The sequence below is a fragment of the Nonomuraea terrae genome, from assembly GCF_004348995.1.
Taxonomy (GTDB): domain Bacteria; phylum Actinomycetota; class Actinomycetes; order Streptosporangiales; family Streptosporangiaceae; genus Nonomuraea; species Nonomuraea terrae.
The window spans coordinates 1-26,576 of the sequence record NZ_SMKQ01000122.1 but is presented as its reverse complement, the minus strand read 5'-3'; the positions used below and the strand labels follow the sequence as shown (position 1 = coordinate 26,576).

Here is a 26,576-nt window from a genome sequence, read left to right as displayed (position 1 = left end):
GGTGGGGGGAACGGGTTTAAGCTCTCGTGGCATGGTCGCGACGCTCCTGCATGAGATTCCCCTGCAGGGCGGGGATGTGACGGATGGAGTGGTGCGCGTCGGGGACACCGTGCGCAGACCGGCCAGTGCGTCGACGCCCGCCGTGCATGCCCTGCTGAAACACCTGGAGGCCGTCGGGTTCGACGGGGCGCCTCGGGTGGTGGGGATGGACGAGTTCGGGCGCGAGATCCTCACCTTTGTCCCGGGTACGACCGGGTTGCGGGTGGGGAGCGCGTCGGATGAGGCGCTGGTGGGGTTGGCCGGGTTGTTGCGCAGCTATCACGATGCGACAGTCGGGTTCCCGCTGAGCCTGGATGGGTGGGAAAGCGGGTCGAACGACGACAGGGCGCCGGAAGTCATCGGGCACTGTGATCTGACGCCGGAGAACGTGGTTTTCCGCGGCCAGGGCCGTCCGGTGGCGTTGATCGACTTTGAGCTTGCGCGGCCCACGACACGGCTCTTCGACGTTGTCACCGCGCTGCGGCACTGGGCGCCCATCTCTGATCCCGTCGACCGGCCGCCGCTGCTGCGCACCGTCGACGTGGGCGCACGGCTCCGCCTGTTCTGCGACGCGTACGGTGTCTTGGCCCGTGACCGTCGCCGGCTTCTCGACGTGGCCCGCCTGCGCTTCCACCGCTCGTACGCCGCCATGCACGCCCGCGCCGCCGTCGGCGGGAACTGGGCGAAGATGTGGGCGGGCGGCGCGGGCCAGCGCATCCGCCGGGCGAGCGCATGGCTGGACGTACACGAAGATGAGCTTTATGCCCATTTGGTGTGATCCTCTGGGCCTCGCCCTCGGCGTGGCCCTTGACCGGCTCGTGGCCGACCCGCAGAGTCCCGCCCACCCGGTCGCCGTGTTCGGACGGGCCGCCGCCCGGTTGGAGAAGTCCCTGTACGCCGACGACCGTGCGCGCGGCGTCCTGCACGTCGGGCTCTGCGTCGGGGGTGCCGCCGGGCTCGGTCTGCTGGCGGTGAAGGCGCCGGGGCGGGCCGCGCGCACGGCGGTGACCGCCGTGGCCACCTGGGCGGTGCTGGGCGGCACGACGCTGGCTCGCGAGGGCACGTTCATGGCCGACGCGCTCGAAGCCGGGGATGTCGAACGCGCCAGGGCTCGTCTCCCCCACCTGTGCGGCCGGGACCCGTCGAACCTGGACGCCAAGGAGCTGGCCCGCGCCACGGTCGAGTCGCTGGCCGAAAACACCTCCGACGCCGTCGTGGCCCCGCTGCTCTGGGGTGCGGTGGCGGGGGTGCCGGGGCTGCTGGCGTACCGGGCGGTCAACACGCTGGATGCGATGGTGGGTCACCGTTCGCCGCGGTATGAGCGGTTCGGGTGGGCGGCGGCGCGGCTGGACGACGTCGCGAACTACGTCCCCGCCCGGGTGACCGGTGTGCTCACCGTCCTGACCGGGCCGGACCCGGCGGGGGCGCGCGCCATGCTGCGGCGGGACGGCCACCGGCACCCCAGCCCGAACGCCGGCCGGTGCGAGGCCGCGTTCGCCGGGGCGCTCGGGGTCACGCTGGGCGGCGAGAACGTCTACGGCGGGCGCACGGAGAGCCGTCCCACGATGGGCGACGGACCGCGGCCGGACGTCCAGGACATCCGCCGCGCCGCCCGCCTGACCAGCGCGGTCAGTCTCGCGGCGGCGGGGGTGGCGGTGGTCACCGCCTGGGGCCTCAGACGCGCCTTCAGCCGCAGGGCCGGTGGCGCGTCGTAGGTGCCGCGTGGGTCTCGGACGTGCCGTTTTCGACGGCTCGGGACTGCGGGCGTGCGTTCAGCAGGCGCTTGAGGCTTCGACCAGCGCCGGGGCGGTCGAGTTGGCTGCTCGTCCAGCCGGCAGTGCACACCGACCGGTTGGCGTCTGACAGCTTCGCCTGGACTTTCAGAGGGTGAGGGGGTCCAGGTCGACCACGATGGGGGCGTGGTCGGAGGGGGTCTTGCCCTTGCGGGCCTCGCGGTCGACGTAGGCCGACCGGACGCGTCCTGTCACGTCGGCGGTGGCGTAGACGAGGTCGATGCGCATGCCCATGTTCTTGTGGAACATCCCCGCCCGATAATCCCAGTACGTGAACGGGTGCGGCCCCTTCATCGGCGTCGGCACCACGTCATGCAGCCCGAGCGCGCGCAGCCCGGCCAGGGCCTCCCGTTCGGCGGGCGTGACGTGGGTGGAGCCGACGAAGAGCGCCGGGTCCCACACGTCGGCGTCGGTCGGGGCCACGTTGAAGTCGCCGCACACCACGAGCGGCCCAGCCGCGATCTCGGGCGCGAGTGCGTCGCGCAGCGCGGCGAACCAGGCCAGCTTGTACGCGTAGTGCGGCGAGTCGACCGTACGGCCGTTGGGCGCGTACACGGACCAGACGCGCAGGCCGCCGCAGGTCGCGCCGATCGCGCGGGCCTCGGGGCGGGCGGCGCCGACCCCGTCGAGCTCCGCGAAGCCCGGCTCGCCGGGGAAGCTCAGCGTCACGTCGTCGAGCCCGAGCCTGGACAGCAGCGCGACGCCGTTCCACCGCCCGTCGCCGTGGGCCGCGGCGGCGTACCCGAGTGCGCTCACCTCCGCGGAGGGGAACGCCTCCGCGGGGCACTTCGTCTCCTGCAGGCACACGATGTCAGGCTTGACCTCGGCCAGCCAGTCGAGCAGGCGGGGCAGCCGTGCCTTGACCGAGTTCACGTTCCAGGTAGCCAGGCGCATCTCTCCAGCCTGCCATCGCGGCTCCCGGTTCGGGGTCCGCGACCCAGCCCGCGGTGAGGACCATTCCGCTGCGGCGCTCGACCGCGAGGAACCCGAACGGGCGGCCGAACACGGCCTGCACCCTTTTGATCCGGTACGGCTCAGGCGGTGGCGCGCTCCCAGCGACGGCCTCGAACGCCGTGACCGAGGCCGACTCGAACCCGGTCGCACTGAAGACGGCGACGGCGGCCTGCGCGGCCTGACCGACCGCCAGCGGTTCGGGACCGATACCCGGGAAGTGACCGCGGCTCATGTCGCTGACCGTGGCCAGGCCGAACACCTCCGGCAGGCGCAGCAGGTCATGCGTGGAGGAGACGGCGAAGCGGGGCACGGTGACGTCAAGCCGGTCGCCGGGCTCGGTAGCGCGAACGTAGGCGACGCTCACCCCGGGTCCCTCCTCCAGCGGGAGGAACTGGGCGCCGTCGTCGAGGACCCGGATGGCGGCGGGGAGCACCACGCCCGGCTCGTCCCGTACGCCGAGCACGAGGTGGACGTCGACGCCGCCCGTGCCCATGACGCGCAGCATGGTGAGCGGTCCCATGGGGGTGGCGGCGACGCGGAGCCGGTCGAGCACAGCCGTGCGGCGGTACAGGACGGCGAGCTCGCGTCCGGCCCAGGGGCCGTCGGGGAACTCCCCGACACCTTCCAGGAACGGACGCAGCCACCTCGTCGCGACGGCGAGCGCCACGGCCGGCACGAGCCGCGTGTCCTTGGACACCGCGATCGGCATGGCGGGGACGAGGCCGCCGGTCCGCTCGGCCGCCCAGGCGTCGAGGGCCTTCCCGTCCACGACGGGGTCGCCGGTCAGCTCGCCGCGCAACCCCGCGGGCAGCGCGGCGAGCCAGGACGGCCGCAGCGGCAGGTCACGTGCGGACCACAGTCCGATGGCCGAGCGTACGGCCGGGGCCTGCATGGCGTTCAGGACGTCGGCGGCCGCCTGGGCGGCGTGGCAGGCCGGGACGCCGACGGCGTCCTCCAGTTCGGCTCGTCCCGGTCCGGCGGCGGCCGAGGCGAGGTAGGCGAGCAGCGGCCACACGCCCGCCCCCGACATGACCGCCGACTCCCCCGAGCAGGCCGCCGACCAGCGTGTGGTCAGCACGTTCACCGGATGCCGCATCGGCCCAGCATTCCGCATCTCTGCCGCGAATGCCGACTATTTGGTCGTCAGCGGAGGCCCCCTGGGCGGCACCCCGCCGCGGGACGCAAAGCTCAGCGGCTGGTCCAGAGGGGCTTGTTGGCGCGGCTGTAGATGGTGATCCGGCCGTCGTTGGCGACCGCCAGCCACGCGCCCGGGTTGCCGGCCGTCTTCGTGGACCACAGGGCCTTGTCGTTCCGGTCCACCACGACCCAGTTGCCCTCCTCCTGCATGATCGAGCGCGCCCCCGGGTGCCCGGCCGTCGGCGTGGTGAACAGCGCGCGCCGGCCGTCGTACAGGACGGCGTTGCCCTCGTCCTGCTGGAGCAGCCGGTAGCGGCCGTTGGCCGACTGGACGACCCGGCCGGGGCGCAGGACGTGCCCGGAGGGCAGCTTGCCGATGTACGCCTGCGACGACCACAGCGGCCGGTTGTCGCGGGCGTAGATCACCAGGTGGCCGCTCGACCGGGGCAGCTGCAGGTACGCGCCGGGGTTGCCGGCGGTCGGCGTCGACCACAGCGGCTTGTTGTCGGCGCCGTAGATGACCAGGTTGCCCTCCTTCTGCATGGTCGTGCGGGCACCGGGCTTGCCGGCGGTGGGCGAGGTCCACAGGGCCTTGGTGCCGTCGTAGAACACGAGGTTGCCCTGGGCCTGCTGGATCAGCTTGAACCGGCCGCCCCCCGAGGTGAGCGACTGGCCGGGCAGCAGCCACTCGCCCGGCCCGAGCCGGTCCTTGGCCTGGATGCCGACGGTCTGCATGCCGGTCTCGGCTGTGGCGCCGGCGACCGGCGCCAGGGCGATGGTGGCCATCGAGCCCGCGAGCAGCGAACCGGCCATGACGGCGATCGCGGCCTTTTTCGTGATCAAGGTGGGTCTCTTCCTGTGTAGGAGCCGATCGTGAAGCAAAGACCCTGACAGAGCCCGTTGGCGTTCCGTTGGTGCGGGAGCGGTTTAGTGGTGTTTTAGTGCGAGACGGCATGCTGTGACAGATTGATCATTTGGAGTTTCGCCTGCTCGGGTCCATCGACGCCTATGCCGGGGGACGCCGCCTGGAGCTCGGGCCGCGCAAGCGTCGTTACGTGCTGGCCGCGCTGCTGCTGGACCTGAACCGTCCGGTGCCGGTGGAGCGGCTGATCGACGCCGTATGGGAGGGCGATCCCCCGGACAGTGCGCGGATGACCGTGCAGGGACATGTGTACCGGCTGCGCCGCGTCCTGGAGGGCACGCGGGTGGAGACCGGCCCGTCGGGGTACGTGCTGCGCGCCGACCCCGAGCGGGTGGACGCCCTGCGCTTCCAACGGCTGGTCGACGGGTCCGCCGGGCAGGGGGACGAGGCCGGCGCCGATCTGCTGGAGGAGGCGCTGCGCCTGTGGCAGGGCCCGGCGCTCGGCGGATCGGGGGGCGGCAAGACGCTGGAGGTGGCGGCGGTCGCGCTGGAGGAGACGCGCCTGCGAGCCGTGGAGGAGCTGGCCCGCAGGCGGCTCAGGCTGGGCCGGCCGGAGCGCGTCCTCCCGCAGCTGCGCGCGATCGTGACGGCCGCGCCGCACCAGGAGCGGCTGGTCTCGCTGCTGATGACGGCCCTCTACCGCGTGGGCCGCCAGGCGGAGGCGCTGGAGCTGTACGAACGCACCCGTCGGCTGCTGGCCGAGCAGCTCGGCGTGGACCCGGGGCACGAGCTGCGGGCCACGTTCGAGAGTCTCCTGGCGGCCCGTACGGCCGGGTCATGATGCGAGCACGGCCAGCGCGGCGGCCTCGTCGAGCCGGTGGCCGAACTCGCGGTGCAGCTCGACGGCCCTTTTGGCGTAGTCGCGGCGGTCGGGGTGGATGCGGGCGAGCAGGGTGAGCGCCTGGCCCTCCAGCCGCCGCATGCCGTACCGGATGGCGGCGTCGCGGGCCTGCCTGGCGTGGGCGGCGGCGGCCTCCCGCCGCCCGCCTTCGAGCAGCACCTCGGCCAGCCACACCCGGGCGCGCGTGTCGAGGTGCGGGTACGTCCTCTCCTGGTACGCGGCCAGCACGCCCTCCAGCAACCGGACGCGTTCGGCGAGGTCGAGCGAGGTGTCCACGCGGGCGAGCGTGCCGCGCGCCTCCTCGTACTCGCTGCCCAGGCCCCGGGCGCGCGCCACGTGCACGGCCTGCCTGGCCAGGTCGGCGGCCCGCGCGCAGTCGCCCTTGAGGTGGTGGGCGAGGGCGGCGCTGGACAGCGTCCCGGCGAGCCGGCCGTCCTCGGCCGTGCTCAGCCCCTCCCCGAACGCCTCCAGCGCGGCCTCGACGTCGCCCAGCGCGAGATGGATGTCGCCGATGACGGAGTACGCGCGGGCCTTCCAGACGGGCGGCTCGCCGAGGTCGAGCCGGATGCGGATCGAGCGCAGCTGCCGGACCAGCGCCTCGCGGGGGCGTCCGGCCCACAGGAGCTTGATGGCGTAGTTCTCCAGGGTCGCGGCGAGCTTCGTGGACGGCTCGAACGACTCCCACAGCTTGATGATGTGCTCGTGGCCGGCCGTGCTCTGCTGGAGGTCGCCGAGGTTGGCGCTGATCACGACGAGGTTCGTGAGCGTCACGAGGGTGCCGGTCCGCCAGCCGACCTCCTCGTAGAGTTCGGCGGCGATCTGGCAGTGCCGGATGGCCGGGCGCGGCTCGTTCAGCACGAACCGGGCGTTGGCCAGCGTGTGGTGCATGCTGGCCTGGCCGGCGCGGTCGTCCGCCCGCTCGGCCTCGGACAGTGCGCGGGCGGCGAGCGACATGACGACCTCGGGATGGTAGCCGCCGTACATGAAGGCGCGCAGCGTCTCCACCAGCCGCCAGCACAGCGGGCCGCGGGCGTTGTCGATCACCGCGAGCAGGTTGTGCTGCTCGGCGCGGAACCAAGCCTGCGCGGCCTCGGCCCCGTCGAACTCCTCCCCGTCGCGTGGCGGGTCGTCTGCCGTCAGCGGCAGCAGGTCGATGGAGGGTGCGAGCAGCGGCGCGGCGGCCCGCGCGGTGTGCAGGTAGTACGCGTGCAGCCCAGCCGGGTCGTCCTCGCCGGGTGTGCACTGCTCGCGGGCGTAGAGGCCGACGAGGTCGTGCAGCCGGTAGCGGCCGGACGCGTGCTCCTCGACGAGGTGGGCGGAGACGAGCCCGGACAGCAGCCGCCGGGCGGCGGCCGGGTCGACGCCGGCCAGCCGGGCGGCGGACTGGGCGCTGAAGTCGCAGCCGGGCACCAGCCCGAGGCGCCGGAACAGCCGGCGCGCGTCCGGGGAGAGCGCGGCGTACGAGCGGGCGAACGCCGTGGCGACCGCGGCCTCGTCGTCTCCCTCGACGGCCAGCGTGCTCCAGCGGTCGGCGTGCAGCTCCTTGATGTAGTCGCGCAGGCCGGCCCGGCCGATGAGGTTGGCGCCCGCGATGGCCAGGGCCAGCGGCAGGTGGCCGCAGAGCTCGGCCAGCTCGGCGACGGCCTCCGGGGCGGCCCGGACGAGGTCGTCGCCGACCAGGTCGGCCAGCAGGTCGCGGGACTCGTCCGGGGTGAGCGTGCTCAGCCGGACGATCTGCGCGCCCTGCAGGGCCAGGCCGCGCAGCGTGTCGCGGCTGGTGACCAGCACCGCGCAGGAGGAGCCGCCGGGGAGCAGCGGGCGTACCTGCTCGACGTGGGCCGCGTTGTCGAGCACGAGCAGCACGCGGCGGGTGGCCATCGTGGAGCGGTAGAGGTCGAGCTGCTCGGCGGCGCCGTTCGGGGCGGGCACGCCGAGCGCGCCGAGCAGACGGGGCAGCACGCGGGCCACCGTCAGCGGCTCCCCCTGGCCGTAGCCGTTGAGGTCGACGTGCAGCTGGCCGTCGGGGTAGTCGGCGGCGACCTGGTGGCCGACGTGCGTGGCCAGCGTGGACTTGCCGACGCCCGCCACCCCGGCGACCACGGCGATACGGCCGCCGCGCAGCAGCGTCCGCAGGCGCTCGGCCTCGGCGCGGCGGCCGACGAAGCCGGCGACGTCCCTCGGGAGCTGGCGCGGGACGACCGGGCGGTGGCCTTCGACGATGCGCTGGTGCAGGTCGCGCAGGCGGGGGCCGGGGTCGACGCCCAGCTCGGTCGCGAGCAGCCGCTGCACGTCGTGGAAGAGCTCCAGCGCCTCGGCGGTGCGGCCGTCGTGCCAGAGCGCCGTCATGACGAGGGCGTGCGGCGTCTCCCTGAGCGGCTCCTCGTCCCTGATCTCCTGGAGCAGCGCGGGGATCTCGCGGTGGCGGCCCAGCTCGATCAGGGCGGCGGCGTGTTCCTCGATGAGGTCCCAGCGTTCACGCAGCAGAGGGACGCGGACGCGCTGCTCGACCCAGGCGGTGCCGAGGCCCTGGAGCGGCTGGCCGCGCCAGAGCGCCAGCGCGCGCTGCCAGGCGTCCGCCGCGAGCTCGGGGCGTCCGGCCGCGCGTCCTTCGGCGGCCAGGCGGCGGAAGCGGGCGAGGTCGACCTCCTCGGCCGGCACGTCGAGCGCGTAGCCGGCCGTGGTGCTGGCGATCCGGCCGCCCAGCGTCTTGCGCAGCTGCGACACCTTGAGCTGGACGATCGTCTTGGCGGTCTTGGGCGGATCGTCCTCCCACAGCGCCTCGATCAGCCGGTCCACCGGCACGTACACGCCGTGGTGAGACGCCAGCAGCCCGAGGACGCACTGCTGTTGCGCCCCCTCGATCGGAATCCGGGCGCCGTCGTCGCACACCTCGACAGGGCCGAGTACGCGGATGTCCATTGCGGACGAGCATAATGCGTCATACCGCCTTCATCAGCGCATTTGACACCTCCAGTAAACCGCTCACCCCCTCGTCCATGGCCGCCTTGGCGTGCCGGACTGCGTCGAGGGCGTTGCCGGCGGCGCTGGGCGAGTCCTCGACGACCATGCGCAGCTCGACCTCCAGCGGGGAGCCGCCGAAGCCCTCGCCGTCCAGCCGGATGTAGGCGATCTTGCGGTCTTCCATGAACGGCACGTACTGGGCTCCGACGTGCGTGGACGCGCCGGCGCCCGTCTCCTTGGTCGCCTTCTTCGCCGCCATGCGGGAGGCGTCCTCAAGGTTGACGAAGTCCATGTTGCCGCCGCCGAGAAGCTGGTGGCCGCCGGTGAGGGTCACCCCGCCGCCGGTCAGGGCGTCCACCAGGGCGCGGTGCACCAGCGTCGCCCCGAACGAGCTCTTCAGGTCGTCGCCCACCAGCGGCAGCCCGGCCTCGGCGAAGCGCCGCCGCCACTCCGGCGAGCGGGCCAGCAGGGCCGGCATGCCGTTGACGAACGCGCAGCCGGCCTCGATGGCCGCGCCCGCGTACAGCTCGGCGGCGCGCTGGGCGCCGGTGGGCAGGAAGTTGAGCACGACGTGGGTGCCCGTGGCGCGCAGGTGCTCGGCGATCTCGGCGGGCGTCGCGCCGCCGCGCGGCTCCACCAGGGCGGCCGAGCCGGGGCCCACGCCGTCGGCCAGGACGCCTTCCACCACGGGCACGCCGAGACGGGGCACGTCGGCGAAGGCGCGGGCGTTGTTCGGCGGGGCCCAGATCGCCTCCGACAGGTCGCGGCCCAGCTTGGCCGCGCCGACGTCGAAGGCCGCGGTGAAGCGCACCTGCGAGACCGCGTACCCGGCGCAGACCGGGTTGCGCAGACCGGGGGCCGCGCCGGCGCGGTAGTACTCGACGCCCTGGACCAGCGAGGAGGCGCAGTTGCCGATGCCGATCAGGGCGACGTTCACAGAAGTCATGGCGCGATTAGACCAGGTGGTGCGGGATCACGTGATCTCACCCCGCGACGACGCTCATCCCACCGTCCGCCATCACGATGGAGCCGACCAGGTAGCGGGCGCGGTCGGAGGCGAGGAACGCGATCACTTCGGCGATCTCCTCGGGTTGCGCGGCTCGCCCGATCGGGGTGCTTCTCCCGTGCTCGGCGAGGAACTCGCGGCCGTCTTCGCGTACGTCGTCGAGGATGTTCGTCACCACGTCGCCGGAGCCGACCGCGTTGACGCGGATGCCGTTCTCGATGGCCTCCAGCGCCAGTGTCCGGGTGAGCTGGGCGAGGGCTCCCTTCGAGGCGGCATAGGCGCCGATGGTGGGGAACGTCTGGAAGCAGGCGTAGGAGCCGACGTTCACGATGGCGCCTGATCCTTGGGCGGACATGACGCGTACGGCTTCGCGGGAGTGGAGGAAGGCGCCGGTGACGTTGACGGCCAGAATCGACTCCCAGTCCTGCAAGGTCATGTCGAGGACAGGCTTGTAGATGATGATCCCGGCGTTGTTCACCAGGATGTCGAGCGTGCCGAATTCGTCCCGTGCGAGGGCGACCGCCCGCCGCGCGCTGTCCTCCTTCGACACGTCGGCCACCAGAGGGACGATGCCCGGGCCGGCCAGCGCCTCGACGTCAGGGTTCCGGTCCTCGGCGACCACCTTCGCGCCGCGTGCGCGCAGCAACTCGGCGGTCGCGCGGCCGATGCCGCTGGCGGCGCCCGTGACGATGGCGACTTTTCCGGCGAACTCGTTGCCCAAAGAGGGTGCGGCAGTCATCTGCACGTACTCCTTACACGGTGAGATTTCGCAGAATGCCGTGAGTGCGGCGATGACGGTCGTGCGCTGCCCTGGGATGTGCATGCCAAACTCACGGGCCGGCCGTTCGAGCCCTCTCCTGGATGCCGTCTCCGATCAGGCGCGCGGGGTGCGTTCGACGGCGACGGTGATCTCGTTGCCGAGGCGGCGGCCGGTGAGCAGGTCGAGGTCGTCTCCGCTCCAGAAGCGGCCCGGGTCGTACCAGTTGGGGCGGCGGCCGGACGGCAGCAGGCCCATCGCCTCGTAGGTGACGGCCACGATCTCGGCGCAGTAGGCGCTCTCCAGGGTCTGCTCCCTGCGGCTCCTGCGCGGGATGCGGCCCCTCGCCCAGCGGGCGGCCAGCCGGGCGGTGGACGGGAACGGGGTGCCGTCGAGCCGGGCCACCGTACGCAGGGCGGCGTCCTCCATCTCGGGCGTCACCTCGGGGTCGAGCTGGCGCAGCCAGGCGCGCTGGCCGTACCTGTCGGCCCACACCGTCACCGCGTCGCGCAGGTCGTGCAGCTGGACGCCGCGGTGGTGGGTGCCGGACCACAGGTCGGGCAGCGACTTGCCGAGCTCGGCGTGCCACATCATGGGTGGCAGGTCCTCGATCACGATGGCCATGCCCACGTGGTTGACCGGGCTGTTGGTCATCGTCTGGATGGCGCGGTCGGGGGCCGAACGGCCGCGGAAGATCCACACGTCGCCGGTCCGCGTCACCTTCACGGCCTCGTCGAGAGTCAGCACGAGGCTAGCCTAGGCACATGCGCTGGTGGAAAATGCTGGGTCTGGCCGGAATCATGGGGGTTGCCGCCACGGGGGTGGTGATCGCCCGCGCCGAACGGCGCCGCCGCTCGTACACCCCGGAAGAGATCAAGACCCGACTGCGGGAACGGGTCGAGGGCGCCTGACTCCGCCGCCGGGGGAAGGGGAGGATACGCAGCCGCGTAGCGGCCTCCCCTGTGTCCTGCAGGTCAGGCCGGCACGCACAGGAAGGGCCGCGCACCTGGTCATGGCGCTGCCCGGCTACAGCCGGCACTCCGCTCGCCCACCCACGACGCGATTCTCAGGCGCTGTCACCGGGCTCGTCAGGACCTGCCGACCTGAGAAGCGAGCCGGGCTCCCACCGAGGGGCGCGAATCCCTAGGCCGAGGGGCGGAGGGTGTGGATGAAGACGACGTCCGGGTAGGCGGGGTTGTCCTCGTAGCCCTGGACGCCGGCGAAGTACGCGCGGCGCGCCGTGGCGACCCAGGGCAGCGCGGCGGCGGCGCGCTGGTCGAGCACCCGCTCCGTGGCCTGTTCGTACGCCTGCTGCGCCGCCGGGCGGTCGGTCACGGTCAGCTCAGGCAGCGTGTCGAGCAGCGCGTCCAGCCCCTGGTCCCGCAGGTAGGCGAGGTTGAGCTCGGGCGGGTCGGCGCTGCGGAAGACGTTGCCGAAGTAGGAGTAGCCGTCGGCGTAGTCGGGCCACCAGTACATGACGAAGATGTCCTGCCCGCCCTTCTTGCCCAGCTCCCACTGCTCGTTCCACGGCATGGCGCGGGCCCGGAGGGTGACGTCGAGCCGCCGCAGCGTCGCACGCAGCCGCCGGACGAGCGCCTCCTGGTCGGCGTCCCCTGCGGCGTACGTCAGCAGCAGCCGCAGCGGCCGCCCGCCGGGGCCGTAACCGGCCTGCCGGAGCAGGCGGGCGGCGGCGTCCAGGTCCTGCCGGGGCACCCGCCCGGGCACGTGGCCGAGCAGCCCTTCCGGGATGACACCGCCGGCCGGCGTCACCGAGCCCTTGAGCTCCCGCACCAGGCCGCGGTAGTCGATCGCCCGCTGCACGGCGCGGCGCACCCGTACGTCCCGCATCGGCCCGTTCGCGGTGTTGAACAGCAGCATCGCGGTCGTGAACGACGGCCGCTCCGAGGTCCGCACGCCGGGCGCGGCCGACGCCTGGCCGAACAGTCTCGCGTCGAGCCGGTCGACGAAGGTGGCCTCGCCGCGCCGCAGCATCTCGTACGCGCGCTCGGGATCGCGCACGACCTTGAACGTGACCGTGGTGTAGTGCGGCCGCCGCCAGCCGCCCCAGTAGTCGCCGTACGCCTTGAGGCTGAGCTCGTCCTCCTGGCCCCGCTTCCAGCCGGCCACGGTGTACGGCCCCGAGCCCGCGTCCCTGCCCTGTCGGAACCACGCCGCCAGGTCGGGGGCCGCCTTGGTGTCGTAGATGTAGGCGGCGTACCCGGCGGAGGCCACCAGGTCCAGCGGGACGGGGTACTTCAGCGCGAACGTCACCGTGAGCGGGTCGTCGGCGCGGATGGAGGAGACGGCGTCCCAGATGTAGGAGGCGCCGGTCTCCGAGCGCATGGTCCGCTCGATGGACGCCTTGACCGCGGCGGCGTCCAGTGTCCTGCCGGTGTGGAAGGTGACGCCGGGGCGCAGGGCGAATGTCCACGTCCGGCCGTCGGACGACGCGCGCCATGACGTGGCCAGCCGGGGCGCGGCCTTCTCGGTGACCGGGTTCCAGAGTGTGAGGGTCTCATAGACGTTCTGGAAGGCGACGATCTCACTGGAGTAGGAACGGCTCGGGTCCCACTCGGTGATGATGTCGGTGTTGCGGACGTACACGAAAGGGGACTCCCCCACGGGCGCCCGTTGCGGCTCCGGGGGCGGGGAGCAGGCCATGAGGAGGAGCAGCGCGACGGCCGCGGCGAATCGACGGCGCAACGCCTCTCCCTCTCTCACGGATGTACGCGGGAACGCTACTCCAAGATCACTCTGGACGCCGCAACCTGTCCAAAAGTCCCGAAAAATTGGGCATTTGGGTGATCGAATTGCTATCCTCGGGGCTTGTCCCGTCCGGGGTTGCCAGCAGGGGACCGACCGGAGTGAGGTGCCATGGGTCGTAGCCGAACGATCCGCATGAAGATCATCGGGCTCCTCCTGGTGCCGCTGGCCTCCATGGTGGTGTTGTGGGGGGTCATCACCGCCGTCACCGCAACCGAGAGCTTGGAGCTGCGTCAGTACAAGACAGTCTGGACGAACCTCCGTCTTCCCGCGTACAAACTGATCAGCGAAATCCAGCGTGAACGCCTGGTGTCGGCCCAGCTGCTGCGCAGCGCGGCGGAAAAGCCCGCGGTCAACGCGCAGCGTCTGCGCACCGACGCGGCGGGCGACGCGTTCAGGCAGCTCTCGGGCAACTCCAAGGACCGATCGGAAGAGATCCGCACACAAGTGGACGCGGTGTACACGCAACTCGACAGGCTCGACGCGATCCGTGGTGAGATCGACACGGGCCTGTCAGACCGTCTGCACACCGTGGAGTCCTACAACGGCATCGTCGACGCCCTGTTCAGCCTGCACCGGCGGGTCGCGCTGATCGACGACATCCCGATCTACGAGCAGTCTCGCCTGGTCATCGACATGGGCTACGCCAAGGAGCTGCTGACGCGGGAGCAGGCTCTCGGCATCGGCCGGTCCGACGCGGCGGAGCGCAGGCTGTTCGGCCAGCTCGTCGGCAACCGGCGCTTCCTCGTCGACCAGGCGCTCGCCGACCTCGACCCCGCCCTGCGCGACCCCCAGATCGCCCTCATCACCTCCCGCGACTACCAGCGGATGCGGATGATGGAGGACCAGATCGTGGCCGGCGGCGTGCCGCGGGACTGGCTCGCCACGACGGAGTCGCTGGCCAAGGCGTTCGACGACGCCCAGCTGCGGGCCAGCGCGATGCTGAACGAGCGGGCCGACCCGATCGCCGACCAGGTGCTGGCGCGGGCGTTCCTGCTGGCCGGCACGGCGCTGGCGCTGGTCATCGTGTCGATCGCGTTCTCGCTGCGCATGGGCACGCGGCTGTCGAAGGAGCTGGCCACGCTCCGGCAGGCCGCGCTGGAGGTGGCCGAGGAGCGGCTGCCGGACGTGGTGGCCAAGCTGCGCAAGGGCGAGAAGGTCGAGATACCGGAGCTGAAGGTGGCCAGCACCACGGCCGAGATCGACGACGTCGGCCAGGCGTTCTCCACCGTCCAGCAGACCGCCGTCGAGGCCGCGGTCGGCCAGGCGCAGCTCAGCGAGGGCGTCGGCCACGTCTTCCGCAACCTGGCCCGGCGCAGCCAGACGCTGCTGCACCGCCAGCGCATCCAGCTCCAGGACATGCAGCACCGCGCCACCGACCCGGAGGCGCTGGACGACCTGTTCAAGCTCGACCACCTGACCACCCGGATGCGCCGGCACGCCGAGGGCCTGATCATCCTGTCGGGGGCGACGCCGGGGCGCGGCTGGAGCCGTCCGGTGCCGCTGCTCGACGTCGTACGCGGCGCGGCGGCCGAGGTGGAGGACTACCAGCGCGTCGTCGTCGAGCCGATGCCCGGCCAGCGGCTGGCCGGGCCGGTGGTCGGCGACATGATCCATCTGATCGCCGAGCTCATCGAGAACGCGACCGTCTACTCCCCCGCGCACACCCCGGTCATCGTGCGCGGCGAGGCGGCGGCCCGCGGCTTCGCCATCGAGGTGGAGGACCGCGGGTTCGGGATGAGCGAGGAGGAGTTGGCCGACTACAACGAGCGGCTGGCCAGCCTCCCGGAGTTCGACCTGGCCGACAGCGACCGGCTGGGCCTTTTCGTCGTCTCCCGCCTGGCCGCCAGGCACGACATCCGCGTTACCTTGCGCGGTTCACCATATGGAGGGACCACCGCGATCGTGTTGATCCCGGAAGAGCACGTGGCCGAACCAGAGGCCGAGGCTCCGGAGAGCGAGCCTGTTCGCCCCATGCGGGTGGTGCGAAGTGACTGAAGAACGCTGGCTGGACGAGGACGCCGGTCCGATCGTCCCGGCCTACCTGCTGACCAGGGGCCGTACGGTGCCCGCGAGCGAGGCCATCGACCTCATCGCGGTGATCATCACGTCCGGCGGCCTGGCGCCGCCGCGCGGGCTCGACCCCGAGCACCTGATCATCCTGCAGAAGTGCACCCAGCCGACCCGGCTGGTGGACGTCGCGGCCGAGCTGAACCTGCCCATCGGCGTGGTGCGGGTGCTGGTCGGCGACCTGCACGCCCAGCAACTCGTGCAGGTCGAGCTGCCGCCGCCCGCTCCCGACGCCAAGGTGCTGCTGGAGGTGATCAGCGGCCTGAAGGCGCTGTGACCGGCCCTGTGACCGGCCCTGTGACCGGCCCTGTGACCGGCGCTGTGGTCGGCCTGCGGTTCAGGGCGCCGTACACGGCCGCGAACACCGCCGCCACGAGGCCGGCCGCCGCGGCGACGCCGAAGACCCACTGGTAGCCGCGCACGCCCGGCTGGGCGGCCAGGATGGCGGCGATCACGGCGCCCGCCGTGCTGCCGCCCACGATGCGCACCAGCGCGTTCACGCCCGCCGCCACGGCGGTCTTGCCCGGGTCCACGTGCTCGACCGCCATCGTGCCAAGTGCCGCGTAGCCGACGCCGAGGCCGACGCCCATGAGCGAGGACGCGACGTACAGGTGGGCAGGGGTGCTGTGCTCGAGGACGAGCCACAGCCCGGCCAGCGCGGTGACCGCCGAGCCCGTCGCCACCATGGACGACGCCGCGAACCTGCTCATGATCCGGCCCGCGAACAGCGAGATCACCAGCATGAACAGCGTGCTCGGCAGCAGGAAGAGACCGACCTGCAAGGTGGAGGCGCCGAAGCCGTAGCCGGTGCTCACGGGCACCTGGGCGAAGCCCGAGACGCCGGTCATGATGGTGAAGAAGGAGAAGCCGAGCAACATCGAGGCCACCGTCGCGCCGACCGTGCCCCGGTGGGTCAGCATCGACATCTCCACCAGCGGTTCGGCCACCCTGCGCTCCACCAGGACCCAGACCGCCGCCAGCACCACCGCCGCGGCGAACAGCCCGAGCACGCCGGGCGAGGTCCAGCCCCAGGCGCCGCCCTGGCTGATGGCGACCAGCAGCGCGACGAGCCAGGTGGCCAGCAGGGCCGCGCCGAGCAGGTCGGGGCGGGCGTTTCCGGCCGGCCCGGAGTCACGGACGAGAAAGGCCACGACGACGGCGGCGACCAGCGAGATCCCGGCGATGATCCAGAAGAGCAGGTGGAAGTCGCCGGAGGCCAGCCCGGCCAGGATCATCCCGCCTCCGCTGCCGAATCCCATCGTCGCGCTGAGCACGCCGATCCCGGTCGCGAGCTGGTTGCGTGGCAAGGTGTCACGCACCACCCCGATCGACAGCGGCACCAATGCGGCCACCGCCCCTTGGAGCACGCGGCCCACGATCAGCCAGGTCAGTGACGTCGCCAGAGCGGCCACCACGGAGCCGATCACCAGGAGGGCGAGGGCTCCGAGGATCATGCGGCGCCTGCCGTACATGTCGCCGAAGCGCGACAACAACGGCGTGGCCACCGCGCCGACCAGCAGGCTGAGCGTCAACGTCCAGGTCACGGCGGCGAGCGAGACGTTCAGCTCTCGCTGCAGCACGGGAAGCAGCGGGACCACCGCGGTGTTCTGCAAGGCGGCGATGGACGCCGCGAAGGCCAGGGAGATCACTCCGGGCCAGGGATTTCTGGTAGGGGTCGTCTCGTTGGTCGTGGATACGGCCACGGTCGCCACGTAGGGCTCCTTTAGCTAACTTAGGTAACTAACGAGACAGCATCATACATACGTAAGTTAGGTAAGCAAATCCATGGACGACGACCTCTACACGACGGTGGCGGCCTTCCGCACTCTCGTGACCACGCTCAACCGCGCCAAGACCCATGAGCGGCTGACCGAGGCGGCGGGGATCCGGCTGGACAAACCCGACGTGCAGGTCCTCGTCCACCTGCTGGACGCGGGCGAGCCGCGCAGGATCGGCGCGATCGCGGAAGGGTTGCAGGTGGAGAGCCCCCACGTGACCCGGCACGTCTCCGCGCTGGAGCGGCGGGGGCTGGTCGAGCGGGTACGCGACCCCGATGACGGCCGGGCCTGGCGCATCGCGCTCACCGACGACGGCGCCGAGGCCGCCGCCCGATGCCGGAAGGTGACGACCGACTGGTTCGAGGGCGCCCTGGCCGACTGGTCGGAGGGCGACCGGGCCGAGCTGTCACGGCTGATGGTGAAGCTCTCCGACGACCTGGGTGAATACTTGAGGACCCGCCTCAGCTGACCGGCACGTCCTGCGCGCGGTGGCAGGCGACGTGGCGCCCGTCGAGCTCCCTGAGCGGCGGCGGCTGCTCGCACACGGGCGCCGCGAGCGGACAGCGCAACCGGTACGCGCAGCCCGTCGCCGCCGGCACGGCCTCCGTGCGGCCTCTGGCCTCGGGCGGCGGGCCGCCGAGCTTCGGCACGGCGTCGCGCAGCGCCCGGGTGTAGGGGTGGGCCGGCTTCGCCAGGAGGTCTCCTGTCGGGCCCGACTCGACCACCCGGCCGGCGAAGAGCACGTACGAGGTACGGCAGAGGCGTTCCACGACCGCCAGGTTGTGCGTGATGAGCAGGCGCTCGGTGTCCAGGCCGGTCAGCAGGTCGAGGATCCTGGCCTGGACGGTGACGTCCAGGGCGCTGGTGGGCTCGTCCAGGATCAGCAGGCGCGGGCCGACGGCCAGGGCTCTGGCGATCACCACGCGCTGGCGCTGGCCGCCGGAGAGCTCGTGGGGCCTGCGGGCGGCCAGGGTGGGGTCGAGGCCGACCTGTTCGAGCAGCTCGGCCACGCGGTGCCGGGCGTTCCTGGGCAGGGCCTCGGCGACGGAGCGGCCGACGCGCATGCGGGGGTCGAGGGACTCGGCCTGGAAGACCGGCTGAACATCCTTCCTGAACGCCCTCAAATCCGCATTTTTCAGGATTTGGTCGCCGTACCAGATATTTCCGGAGATGGGGGTGAGGAGGCCCAGGAACGCGCGCGCCAGGGTCGTCTTGCCCGAGCCGCTCTCCCCGATCAGCCCCACGCCGCCCTCGGTGATGTCCAGGGTCACGTCGTGGACGACCGGGCGGCGGCCGTACCCGAGCGTCACCGCTTCCGCCCTCAGCAGGGTCACGGCAGCGCCTCCAGCAGCTCGCGGGTGTAGGGGTGGGCCGGCTCGGCCAGCACCCGCGCGGCCGGGCCCGACTCCACGACCGCGCCGTCCTTCATGACCAGCACCCGATCGGCGATGGTCGAGACCAGGGCCAGGTCATGGGAGACGAGCAGCAGCGCGAGGTCCCGCTCCACGCGGAGCCGGCGCAGCACGCCGACCACCTCAGCCTGGACGGTCACGTCGAGCGCGCTGGTCGGCTCGTCGGCGAGGATCACCTCGGCGCCCAGGGCGATGGCCAGCGCGATGGCGAAGCGCTGGGCCTGGCCGCCCGAGACCTCGTGCGGGTAGCGGCGCAGGATCGCGGGGTCGAGCAGCACCGCCTCCATCGCCAGCGCCATGGCGGGCTCGCCGTCGTCGCGGCCGTGCAGCCGCAGCGCGCGGCGCATCAGGACGCCGAGGCGGGTGGCGGGGCTGAGCGCGGCCTGCGGCGACTGCAGCACCAGCGCCGCCCTGGCGCCCCTGATCCTCCTGAGCTCGCGCGGCGGTGCTTCGAGCACGTCCACGCCGCAGACCCGGACGCGCCCCGACACCTCGGCGCCCTCGGTGAGGCCGAGCAGAGCGAGGAGCGTCGTGGACTTGCCCGAGCCGCTCTCCCCCACGATCGCCACGCACTCCCCCGCGCCCACGTCCAGCTCGGGGACGTCGGCGACCGTCCGCCCTGCGTAGCGCACCTTCAGGTCGCGTACCTCGATCACTGACACTCCTTCGTGTTCATGGTCGCGGCCGCTCGGCACTCGCCGGCTCCTGGGTCGCTCTCTCCTGCCGAGCTCCTCCGCTCCGGATGTCGAGCGCGCCGCGCAGCCCTTCTCCGAGCACGTTGAACGCGAACGCGGTCAGCAGGATCGCCAGGCCGGGGAAGGTGACGACCCACCAGTTCGTGGTGAACAGCGTCTGGCCCTGCTGCACCATCAGCCCCCACTCCGCCGTCGGCTCCTGCGCCCCGAGGCCCAGGTAGGACAGCGCCGCCGCGGTGAGGATCACCCCGCCCGCGTCGAGGGACAGCTGCACCAGGACGGGTGTGAGCGAGTTGGGCAGCACGTGCCGCAGGATGATCAGCGGGGCGGGCACGCCGAGGCAGCGGGCGGCGTCCACGTAGGGGCGGGTCGCGATCGAGGCGGCCACCGAGGCCGACAGGCGGGTGTACCACGGCCACCAGGTCACCGCGATGGCCAGGATCACCGTGTTCACACCGGGCTGGAGCACGACCGCCAGGGCCAGGGAGAGCAGCAGCGCGGGGAAGGCCAGGAAGATGTCCGTGACCCGCATGATCACGTCGCGCAGCCAGCCGCCCGCGTACCCGGCGACCACGCCCAGCGTCACGCCGGCCAGCGCCGAGACGGCCAGCACGGAGGCGGCGATGAACAGCGAGGTGCGCCCGCCGTACAGGATGCGGGTGAGCACGTCGCGGCCCACCTGGTCGGTCCCGAACCAGTGCTCGGCGCTCGGCGGCCGCAGCCGCTCCAGCGGCCTGACCTCGTCCAGCGGGTACGGCGCCAGCCACGGCGCGAGGACCGCGGCCAGCACGACCAGCACGATGAGCACCGCACCGAACGCGGCGAACCGGTCGGGGAGCAGCCGGGGCAGGCTGCGGCGCAGCGGGGGCGCGTGGTGCGTCATCGGGCCCTCACCCTCGGGTCCACGAGCCCCTGCAGCAGGTCCACCACCAGGTTGGCCAGCACGTACACCAGGGCGACCAGCAGCGTGACGCCCGCGATGGCCGGGGTGTCCAGCGAGCGGATCGACTCGGCGGCGTAGCGGCCGAGGCCCGGCCAGTTGAAGACCGCCTCGACCAGGAAGCCGTTGACGAGTGCGTACGCGAAGACGAGCGCGATCAGCGACAGGACCGGGTTCAGGGCCGGGCGCAGGGCGAACCTGGTCAGGACGGACGTCTCGCCGAAGCCGAGCGCGCGTCCCATCCTGGCGTGGTCCTGGCCCGCCTCCTCGATGAGGGCGGCCCTGGTCATCTGGGCGATGACGCCGGCCGGGTAGGCGGCCACGACCAGGGCGGGCAGCACCAGATGGTGCAGGGTGCTGGTGAGGATCGGCCAGTTGCCGGTGATGAGGGCGTCGACGGCGGTGATGTTCGTCCAGAGGGTGAGCGGGCTCGTGGTGTCGAGCTCGGCGTCGTACTCGCCGGCGACGGGGAACCAGCCGAGGGCGCCGGCGAAGAGGGTCTGCAGGGCGAGGGCGAGCCAGAAGACGGGGACGGAGACGGCGAGCATGCTGCCGAGCCGTACCCCAAAGTCGGGAAATTTCGTCTTGTAGCGGGCGGCGAGCACCCCGAGCGGGATGCCCACCGCGATCGCCAGCAGCAGGGCCGCGCCGACCAGCTCCAACGATGCCGGGAAGGCGAGGGCCAGGTCGTCGCGCACCGGCTGCCTGGTCCGCAGGCTGATCCCCCAGTCGCCGGTGACCAGGTCGCGGACGTAGGCGAGCAGCTGCGCGGGCAGCGGGTCGTCCAGCCCGAACCGCTCGCGCGCCTCGGCGAGCTGCTCGGGCGTGGCCTTCGGCCCGGCGAACGCCACCGCCGGATCGCCGGGCACCACCCGCATGACCGCGAACGTGAGCACCACCACGCCGGCCACGACCAGGAGGGCCTGGCCGAGCCGGCGGGCCAGATAGCGCAGCACGGCCTAGCTTGCGAGGGTCAGGTCGTAGAAGAACACCACGTTGGGATAGGCGGGATTATCCACATATCCCCGGACATTTGCTGATAGCGCCCGCTGGTACTTCTGCACGTACGGCACCGCCACCGCGGCCTGCTCCTCGATGATCTTCTTTTGCAGGTCCGTGTAGTCGTCCGAGGCCGCCGACTTGTCCGTGGCGGTCAGTTCAGGGAGCTTGTCGATGGCGGCGTCGATGTCGGCGTTCTTCAGGTACGACAGGTTGAGCTGCGGCTCGTCCGTGCTCCTGAAGACGTTGAGGAACCACGAGTAGGCGTCCGGATAGTCCGGATACCAGTACATGACGAGGATGTCCTGGCCCTTCTTCTTGCCGAGGTCCCACTGGGCGCCCCAGGTCATCGGCCTGGCCTGCAGCGTCACGTTGAGCTGCTTCAGCGCCGAGCTGAGCAGGGTGACCAGCAGCTTCTGGTCCTCGTCGCCCTGGGCGTAGGTCAGGGAGAGGGTGAGCTCGGGGTTGTCGGGGCCGTACCCGGCCTCGGCCAGCAGCTCCTGCGCCGTGGCGAGGTCCTGCTCGGGCTCCATGCCGGGCGTGTGGCCGAGCAGGCCCTGCGGCACCAGGCCGCTGGCCTTCTGCGCCGAGCCCTCCAGCGCCGCCACCAGGCCGTCGTAGTCGATGGCGAGCTGCAGCGCCTGGCGCACCTTCGGGTCCCTGGTCGGGCCGTCGGCGGTGTTGAACAGCACCAGCAGGTTCTGGAACGACGGCGACTCCGCGGTCTGCACGCCGTCGGCGCTCCGGGCCTGCTGGAACAGCTGCGGGTTCAGCCGCTGGACGAAGTCCACCTCGCCGCGCTGCAGCAGCTGCCACGCCGTGGTGATCTCAGGGGTGACGCGGAAGGCGACCTTCTTGTACTGCTCCGGCTTCCAGCCGCCCCAGTAGTCCTCGAACGCCTTCAGCGTCAGCTCCGTCTCCTTGCCCTTCTGCCAGGAGTCGATCGTGTACGGGCCGGTGCCGGCGGTGGTCTTGCCGTCGGCGTCCACCGCGTCCACGTCGTAGATCCAGGCGGCGTAGCCGGAGGAGGCGATCAGGTCGAGCGGGGCGGCGTACTTGAGGGTGAATTCCAGCGTGCCGGCGTCGACCGCCTCGATCTCCTCGACCGGGTCCCAGATGTAGGCGGCACCGCCCTTCTTCTCGATCGTCCGCTCGATGGCCTTCTTGGCGGCCTCGGCGTCCATCGTTGCGCCCGAGTGGAACTTCACGCCCTGGCGGAGCTTGAACGTCCACCGCCTGCCGTCCTCCGAGGACGTCCACTCGGTGGCGAGGCGGGGTTCGGCCTGCCTGGTCTCCGAGTCGTAGCGGGTCAGGCCCTCGTAGATGTTGGACAGGGCGACGATCTCGTTGGAGTACGAGGTCGCCGGGTCCCAGTCGCTGACCACGTCGAGGTTGGGAACGTAGACGAACGTGCGGTCGTTGGCCTGCGCGGCCGCCGGGGTGCCGCCGCTCGCCTGCGGCTGGGGCGTCCCGCCGGCGCCGCGCACCTGTCCGCCCGCGCACGCGGACGCGGTCAGGGCGAGGACTCCGGCGACCCCGGCGACGAGCAGACGCTTGTGCCAGCGCATGGTGGGGGGATCCTTTCGCTGTTCACCCGGCGAGGGGACCGGCTGCTTTGACGTGGACGCGCACGGCGGGCTCGGACAGGTAGCTCAGCGGAACCTCGAGAAGGTCCACGACCTCGACACCGGTGGGATCGGCTCCCGCCGCCACGGCTCGCGCCCTCGCCTCCTCTTTGGCTCGTTCGATGGCATCTGTCCTGTTTTCTCCTGCCGGCAAGATCGTATCGACTCTGCCGCTCGCGAGGGCGATGGCGGCGCCCACGGCGTTGGCCACCTCGGCGTGCTCAGGGCGGATCACCCGGCTCGCGCCGGGGATGCGGGCGGGCAGCACGAACGCCCCTCCTCCCACCACGACCAGCGGCCGGTCGGCCCTGCCGAGCGCCATCCGGTCCACGGCGTCGGCGATCATCTCGTCGGCCCTGGCGAGTGCGCTCTCCAGGGCGCCCGCGATCGTGCGCGCATTCGCGTCGGACAGGGCGTCCCTGAGGCGTTCCCGCCACCCTTCGGCGTCGTGCGGGATGCGGCCCGCGGCCGTGGCGGCGTCGGTCAGCGTGGGGGTCGAACCGCCGAAGACGAGGGCCTCCTGGGCGATCCGGTAGCCGACCGAGTCCGGGCCGATGCCGTTCGCCCGCGCCACCGTGCCGCCGCCGAGCGCGATGGCCAGGATGTCCGGCATGCGGAAGTTGGTGAGCACGCCGCCGATCTCGACCGCCGCCGCCGACTCCCTCGGGAAGCCCCCGACGAGCACGCCGAGGTCCGTGGAGGTGCCGCCCACGTCCACCACGATCGCGTCGTCCACGCCCGACAGGTACGCCGCACCGCGCAGCGAGTTGGCCGGGCCGGAGCCGATCGTGGAGACCGGCAGGCGGGCGGCGTGCTCCAGCGTCATGAGCGTGCCGTCGTTCTGCGCCAGGTACGGCCGCGCGCCGAGGCCCCGCTCGGCCAGGGCGGTGGCCAGGGCGTCGGTCACGTGGGCGGCCACGCCGTACAACGCGGCGTTGAGCACGGTGGCGTTCTCGCGTTCGAGCAGGCCGAGCGAGCCGATCTCGCGGCTGACCGACACCGGCACCCCGTACTCGGCGCGGACCAGTTCCTCGACCCGGCGTTCGTGCTCGTCGCTCGCCGGGCTGAACACGCCGGTGACGGCCACGGCGTCGGCCTTGACGCCGTCCAGGAAGCGGCGGATGGCGTCGAGGCCGAGCGGGGCGATCTCGCGGCCGTCCACGTAGTGGCCGCCGGGCACGATCGCCTCGCCCGCCGAGACGGCCGCGCGCAGGCCGGCGGGCCAGTCGCCGAGCGGGGGCACCGAGGTGGTGGCGGGCGCGCCGAGCCGCAGCACGGCGACCCTGCCGAGGCCGCGCCGCTCCAGGATCGCGTTCGTGGCGTGCGTGGTGCCGAGCATGACCCGCCCGATCCGCACCCGCACGTCCTCTTCGCCGTGGGCGTCCGTTCGTTCGAGTTCGGTGAGGACGGCATCGAGGGCGGCGCGCAGGCCGCCGGTCACGTCGGGGGTCGTCGGGCGCTTGGCCTTGGCGATCACCCGGCCCTCGCCGTCGAGCACCACCGCGTCGGTGTTGGTGCCGCCGACGTCGATCCCGAGCCGCAGGTCAGTCATGGGTGAGCTCCTCGACCGGTACGTAGTCCAGGTCGTACCCGAAGGCCCGGGGGCCGGCCGTCTCCAAACCTTTCCTGGTGCGCCAGAGCGGGTCGCAGGGCCAGGCGAGGACCGTGACGCGCTGGCCGTACCTGAGGGACTCCGTCTGGACGGCGGCGGCCGTCTCGGTGTCCACGACCGTGATGAGGTCGGGCACCATGGCGCGCACCCGGCCGTCCTCGACCGCCACCAGGTTCTCGTTCTGCAGCTCCAGGGACAGGCGGCGGCCGCGGTCGTCGCCGGTGCCCTCGATCACGGCCGTCCCGCGGACGAACCCGCCCGTCGTGCGCCGTTCCACGTCGGTGAGCTTGCCGGTGACCAGGCGGGACGCGCCCAGCCGTTCCCGCAAGGCGGCCAGCGGGTCGGCGGCGCCCTCGGTGGAGCGGCCGATCTCCAGGGCGCGGGTGACCGTGCCCTCGATGACCGCTCCCCCGGCCCGTGCGGCGGTGAGCACGTAGTCGGCCATGAGGGCGTGCGAGCCCGCCGCCACGCAGACGGCCCGCGCCAGGCGTTCGGACCACAGGCCGTCGACGGGGCGGATCGTCACCACGTTGCCCGCGACGTCCGACATGATCACGAGGTCGGCGGGCAGCCCGGCCACGTACATCGAGACCATCTGCACCTCGGGGAACGCCCGTCCCATGCCGTCGGCGTCGAGCAGCGGCAGCCCCAGCTGCGCCGCCCAGGCGACGGGCGCGACCCCGTTGGAGCCGCCGATCTCGGACGACATGATCGCCGCCGGCGGCCGGCCGAAGATCCGCTCGACCTCCTCGGCGATGCGTGCCGGCTCGTCCTCGCCGTGGATCATCTCGTGGCTGACCGTCGGCGCCCCGATGCCGGACAACGGCACCACCAGGGCGTCCTCCGCGAGGTCGGCCAGCTTCACCAGCGGGACCTCGCCGTACTCGCGGATGGCTCTCATCGCCGCCAGCGACCCGGTACGGACGTCACCGCCGCCTCCGGTGCCGAGGACGGCGCATCCCCGGGCGAGCGCGGGGATGTCGTTCACGTCAATGTTCATATGGCGCGCCAACTAAGCACATACCGCCTCAATGTGCCAGTCGGCTGGTAGATGTGGAAGTGAGCAACGGGAGGGTCGCATGCGGTTTTCCGTGGCCGCCGACAGCAAGGACGGCGTGGCGGAGCGGGTCGTGGCGGAGCTGCGCGGGCGGGGGCACGAGGTCGTCACCCACGGCGCGCTCAACGACGGCGAGCGCGACGACTGGGCGTGGGCGTCCGAGCGCGCCGCCCGCGACGTCAGCGAGGGCCGCGCCGACCAGGCGGTGGTCTGCTGCTGGACGGGCACGGGCGCGTCGATCGCGGCCAACAAGGTGCCCGGCGTACGGGCCGCGCTGTGCGTCGACGCCTACACCGCCGACGGGGCGCGCAAGTGGAACGACGCCAACGTGCTGGCGCTGAGCCTGCGGCTGACGTCCGACGTGGTGCTGGCCGAGATCCTCGACGCCTGGCTGGCGGGCCGCCCCAGCACCGACACCGCCGACGTGGCCAACGTCACCCACCTCGACGACATCTGAGGGTCCGGAACACTCACACCGGAGGGCACGGAAAACGTCGGCGGCGGCCCATAGGGTGCTGGGCATGACCGACGTGCTGCTCCGTGGCGGGCTCCCCTGGGGGCTCGGGGCGCCTGCCGACATCCTCGTCCGCGACGGGCTGATCCACCAGGTCGGCGCGGGCGTCGACGCGCCGGGCGCGCGGTCCGTCGACGTCTCGGGGCAGCTCGTCCTGCCCGGTCTGGTGGAGGCCCACTGCCACCTCGACAAGACCCTCTACGGCGGGCCGTGGGTGCCCCACTCCGCCGGCGACACGCTGGCCGGGCGCATCGGCAACGACCTCGCCCGCCGCGCCGAGCTCGGCGTGCCGAGCGCCGCCCGCGTCCGCGCCCTGCTGGAGCGCATGAGCGCGGCCGGCACGACCCACGTCCGCACCCACACCGACATCGACCCGCTCGTCGGTCTACGCGGCGTCGAGGCGGTGCGCGAGGCGGCGGCCGGCTGCCCCGTCGACGTGCGCCAGGTCGCCTTCCCCCAACACGGCGTGCTGACCGACCCCGGCACGGCCGAGCTGCTCGAAGAGGCGCTCAAGAGCGGCGTGGAGGCGGTGGGCGGGCTCGACCCCGCGGGCGTCGACCGCGACCCGGTCCGCCACCTCGACCTGGTCTTCGGCCTGGCCGAGCGCTACGGCGCCCACCTCGACCTCCACCTCCACGACGGCGGCTCGCTGGGCGGCTGGGAGCTGGAGCTGATCATCGAGCGCACGAAGGCGCTCGGGC

25 protein-coding genes are annotated in these 26,576 nt (G+C 72.3%); 9 read left to right on the top strand and 16 right to left on the bottom strand.

Going from position 1 to position 26,576, the window contains the following annotated elements; all coding sequences use genetic code 11:
* Nucleotides 1-31: 31 nt before the first annotated feature.
* Together E1286_RS30210 and E1286_RS30205 are read left to right on the top strand one after the other, a co-directional pair.
* Nucleotides 32-817 carry an aminoglycoside phosphotransferase family protein gene (locus tag E1286_RS30210; RefSeq protein WP_132617930.1) on the top strand — a complete coding sequence of 262 codons (786 nt, stop codon included), beginning with the start codon at nt 32-34 and terminating at the stop codon, nt 815-817.
* Nucleotides 801-1,754: a cobalamin biosynthesis protein gene (locus E1286_RS30205; RefSeq protein ID WP_132617928.1), complete on the top strand. Its 954-nt coding sequence runs from the start codon at nt 801-803 to the stop codon at nt 1,752-1,754. The genes E1286_RS30210 and E1286_RS30205 overlap by 17 nt, the downstream gene beginning before the upstream one ends.
* 165 nt (nt 1,755-1,919) lie before the next feature.
* Here the strand turns inward: E1286_RS30205 and E1286_RS30200 are convergent, their stop codons facing one another.
* The 3 genes from E1286_RS30200 to E1286_RS30190 all read right to left on the bottom strand — a co-directional run bounded on the left by E1286_RS30200 (nt 1,920) and on the right by E1286_RS30190 (nt 4,766).
* Nucleotides 1,920-2,726: an exodeoxyribonuclease III gene (locus tag E1286_RS30200; protein ID WP_132617926.1), complete on the bottom strand. Its 807-nt coding sequence runs from the start codon at nt 2,724-2,726 to the stop codon at nt 1,920-1,922.
* Complete coding sequence (locus E1286_RS30195) at nt 2,644-3,882, bottom strand: serpin family protein (protein ID WP_223190539.1); 1,239 nt, start codon at nt 3,880-3,882, stop codon at nt 2,644-2,646. The genes E1286_RS30200 and E1286_RS30195 overlap by 83 nt, the downstream gene beginning before the upstream one ends.
* A 92-nt stretch (nt 3,883-3,974) precedes the next feature.
* The gene (locus E1286_RS30190) at nt 3,975-4,766 is read right to left on the bottom strand and encodes a hypothetical protein (protein ID WP_132617922.1); all 792 of its coding nucleotides are present in this window, start codon (nt 4,764-4,766) and stop codon (nt 3,975-3,977) included.
* Between the two features lie 131 nt (nt 4,767-4,897).
* Between E1286_RS30190 and E1286_RS30185 the strand changes: the two genes are divergently transcribed.
* Complete coding sequence (locus tag E1286_RS30185) at nt 4,898-5,626, top strand: AfsR/SARP family transcriptional regulator (protein ID WP_132617920.1); 729 nt, start codon at nt 4,898-4,900, stop codon at nt 5,624-5,626.
* Here E1286_RS30185 and E1286_RS30180 read toward each other — a convergent pair.
* The 4 genes from E1286_RS30180 to E1286_RS30165 form a co-directional block, all read right to left on the bottom strand.
* On the bottom strand, nt 5,621-8,605 hold the full coding sequence (locus E1286_RS30180) for an AfsR/SARP family transcriptional regulator (protein WP_132617917.1): 2,985 nt from the start codon (nt 8,603-8,605) through the stop codon (nt 5,621-5,623). The genes E1286_RS30185 and E1286_RS30180 overlap by 6 nt on opposite strands.
* Nucleotides 8,606-8,624: 19 nt before the next feature.
* Entirely contained in the window at nt 8,625-9,593 is a 969-nt protein-coding gene (locus tag E1286_RS30175) for an inositol-3-phosphate synthase (protein ID WP_132617915.1), read from the bottom strand.
* A gap of 37 nt (nt 9,594-9,630) precedes the next feature.
* Nucleotides 9,631-10,392: an SDR family NAD(P)-dependent oxidoreductase gene (locus E1286_RS30170; protein WP_132617913.1), complete on the bottom strand. Its 762-nt coding sequence runs from the start codon at nt 10,390-10,392 to the stop codon at nt 9,631-9,633.
* A gap of 135 nt (nt 10,393-10,527) precedes the next feature.
* Nucleotides 10,528-11,154 carry a hypothetical protein gene (locus tag E1286_RS30165; protein ID WP_223190542.1) on the bottom strand — a complete coding sequence of 209 codons (627 nt, stop codon included), beginning with the start codon at nt 11,152-11,154 and terminating at the stop codon, nt 10,528-10,530.
* A gap of 20 nt (nt 11,155-11,174) precedes the next feature.
* Between E1286_RS30165 and E1286_RS48205 the strand changes: the two genes are divergently transcribed.
* Complete coding sequence (locus E1286_RS48205) at nt 11,175-11,321, top strand: hypothetical protein (protein ID WP_165969980.1); 147 nt, start codon at nt 11,175-11,177, stop codon at nt 11,319-11,321.
* Between the two features lie 232 nt (nt 11,322-11,553).
* Here the strand turns inward: E1286_RS48205 and E1286_RS30160 are convergent, their stop codons facing one another.
* Nucleotides 11,554-13,113: an ABC transporter substrate-binding protein gene (locus E1286_RS30160; RefSeq protein ID WP_132617909.1), complete on the bottom strand. Its 1,560-nt coding sequence runs from the start codon at nt 13,111-13,113 to the stop codon at nt 11,554-11,556.
* 195 nt (nt 13,114-13,308) lie between these two features.
* On the opposite strand from E1286_RS30160, the gene E1286_RS30155 reads away from it, so the two are divergent.
* Together E1286_RS30155 and E1286_RS30150 are read left to right on the top strand one after the other, a co-directional pair.
* Complete coding sequence (locus E1286_RS30155) at nt 13,309-15,171, top strand: sensor histidine kinase (RefSeq protein ID WP_132617907.1); 1,863 nt, start codon at nt 13,309-13,311, stop codon at nt 15,169-15,171.
* On the top strand, nt 15,164-15,520 hold the full coding sequence (locus tag E1286_RS30150; RefSeq protein ID WP_111180280.1) for a DUF742 domain-containing protein: 357 nt from the start codon (nt 15,164-15,166) through the stop codon (nt 15,518-15,520). The genes E1286_RS30155 and E1286_RS30150 overlap by 8 nt, the downstream gene beginning before the upstream one ends.
* On the opposite strand, the gene E1286_RS30145 is transcribed toward E1286_RS30150, so the two are convergent.
* On the bottom strand, nt 15,498-16,955 hold the full coding sequence (locus E1286_RS30145; protein ID WP_246075333.1) for an MFS transporter: 1,458 nt from the start codon (nt 16,953-16,955) through the stop codon (nt 15,498-15,500). The genes E1286_RS30150 and E1286_RS30145 overlap by 23 nt on opposite strands.
* 73 nt (nt 16,956-17,028) lie before the next feature.
* Here E1286_RS30145 and E1286_RS30140 point away from each other — a divergent pair, with 73 nt between their 5' ends.
* Complete coding sequence (locus tag E1286_RS30140; RefSeq protein ID WP_132617905.1) at nt 17,029-17,490, top strand: MarR family winged helix-turn-helix transcriptional regulator; 462 nt, start codon at nt 17,029-17,031, stop codon at nt 17,488-17,490.
* On the opposite strand, the gene E1286_RS30135 is transcribed toward E1286_RS30140, so the two are convergent.
* Genes E1286_RS30135 through E1286_RS30105 form a run of 7 tightly spaced genes read right to left on the bottom strand, consistent with a single transcriptional unit; the run spans nt 17,483 to nt 25,292 of the window.
* Nucleotides 17,483-18,355: an ABC transporter ATP-binding protein gene (locus E1286_RS30135; RefSeq protein ID WP_132617903.1), complete on the bottom strand. Its 873-nt coding sequence runs from the start codon at nt 18,353-18,355 to the stop codon at nt 17,483-17,485. The two genes, E1286_RS30140 and E1286_RS30135, sit on opposite strands and share 8 nt — an antisense overlap.
* Nucleotides 18,352-19,089, bottom strand: coding sequence for an ATP-binding cassette domain-containing protein (locus tag E1286_RS30130; protein ID WP_132617901.1), 738 nt, complete (start codon nt 19,087-19,089; stop codon nt 18,352-18,354). Before E1286_RS30130 ends, E1286_RS30135 begins: the two co-directional genes overlap by 4 nt.
* Before the next feature lie 16 nt (nt 19,090-19,105).
* Nucleotides 19,106-20,011: an ABC transporter permease gene (locus E1286_RS30125; RefSeq protein ID WP_132617899.1), complete on the bottom strand. Its 906-nt coding sequence runs from the start codon at nt 20,009-20,011 to the stop codon at nt 19,106-19,108.
* Entirely contained in the window at nt 20,008-21,024 is a 1,017-nt protein-coding gene (locus E1286_RS30120; protein ID WP_132617897.1) for an ABC transporter permease, read from the bottom strand. The genes E1286_RS30125 and E1286_RS30120 overlap by 4 nt, the downstream gene beginning before the upstream one ends.
* 3 nt (nt 21,025-21,027) lie before the next feature.
* Nucleotides 21,028-22,635 carry an ABC transporter substrate-binding protein gene (locus E1286_RS30115; protein ID WP_132617895.1) on the bottom strand — a complete coding sequence of 536 codons (1,608 nt, stop codon included), beginning with the start codon at nt 22,633-22,635 and terminating at the stop codon, nt 21,028-21,030.
* A 22-nt stretch (nt 22,636-22,657) separates the two neighbouring features.
* Nucleotides 22,658-24,244 (bottom strand): hydantoinase/oxoprolinase N-terminal domain-containing protein, encoded by a 1,587-nt coding sequence (locus E1286_RS30110; RefSeq protein ID WP_132617893.1) that lies wholly within the window; start codon nt 24,242-24,244, stop codon nt 22,658-22,660.
* Nucleotides 24,237-25,292, bottom strand: a complete 1,056-nt coding sequence (locus tag E1286_RS30105; RefSeq protein ID WP_132617891.1) for an S-methyl thiohydantoin desulfurase family protein — start codon at nt 25,290-25,292, stop codon at nt 24,237-24,239. The genes E1286_RS30110 and E1286_RS30105 overlap by 8 nt, the downstream gene beginning before the upstream one ends.
* Nucleotides 25,293-25,383: 91 nt before the next feature.
* Between E1286_RS30105 and E1286_RS30100 the strand changes: the two genes are divergently transcribed.
* Nucleotides 25,384-25,818 (top strand): RpiB/LacA/LacB family sugar-phosphate isomerase, encoded by a 435-nt coding sequence (locus E1286_RS30100; protein ID WP_132617889.1) that lies wholly within the window; start codon nt 25,384-25,386, stop codon nt 25,816-25,818.
* A gap of 64 nt (nt 25,819-25,882) precedes the next feature.
* A partial coding sequence (locus E1286_RS30095; protein ID WP_165969978.1) for an amidohydrolase family protein occupies nt 25,883-26,576 on the top strand: 694 nt, incomplete at its 3' end.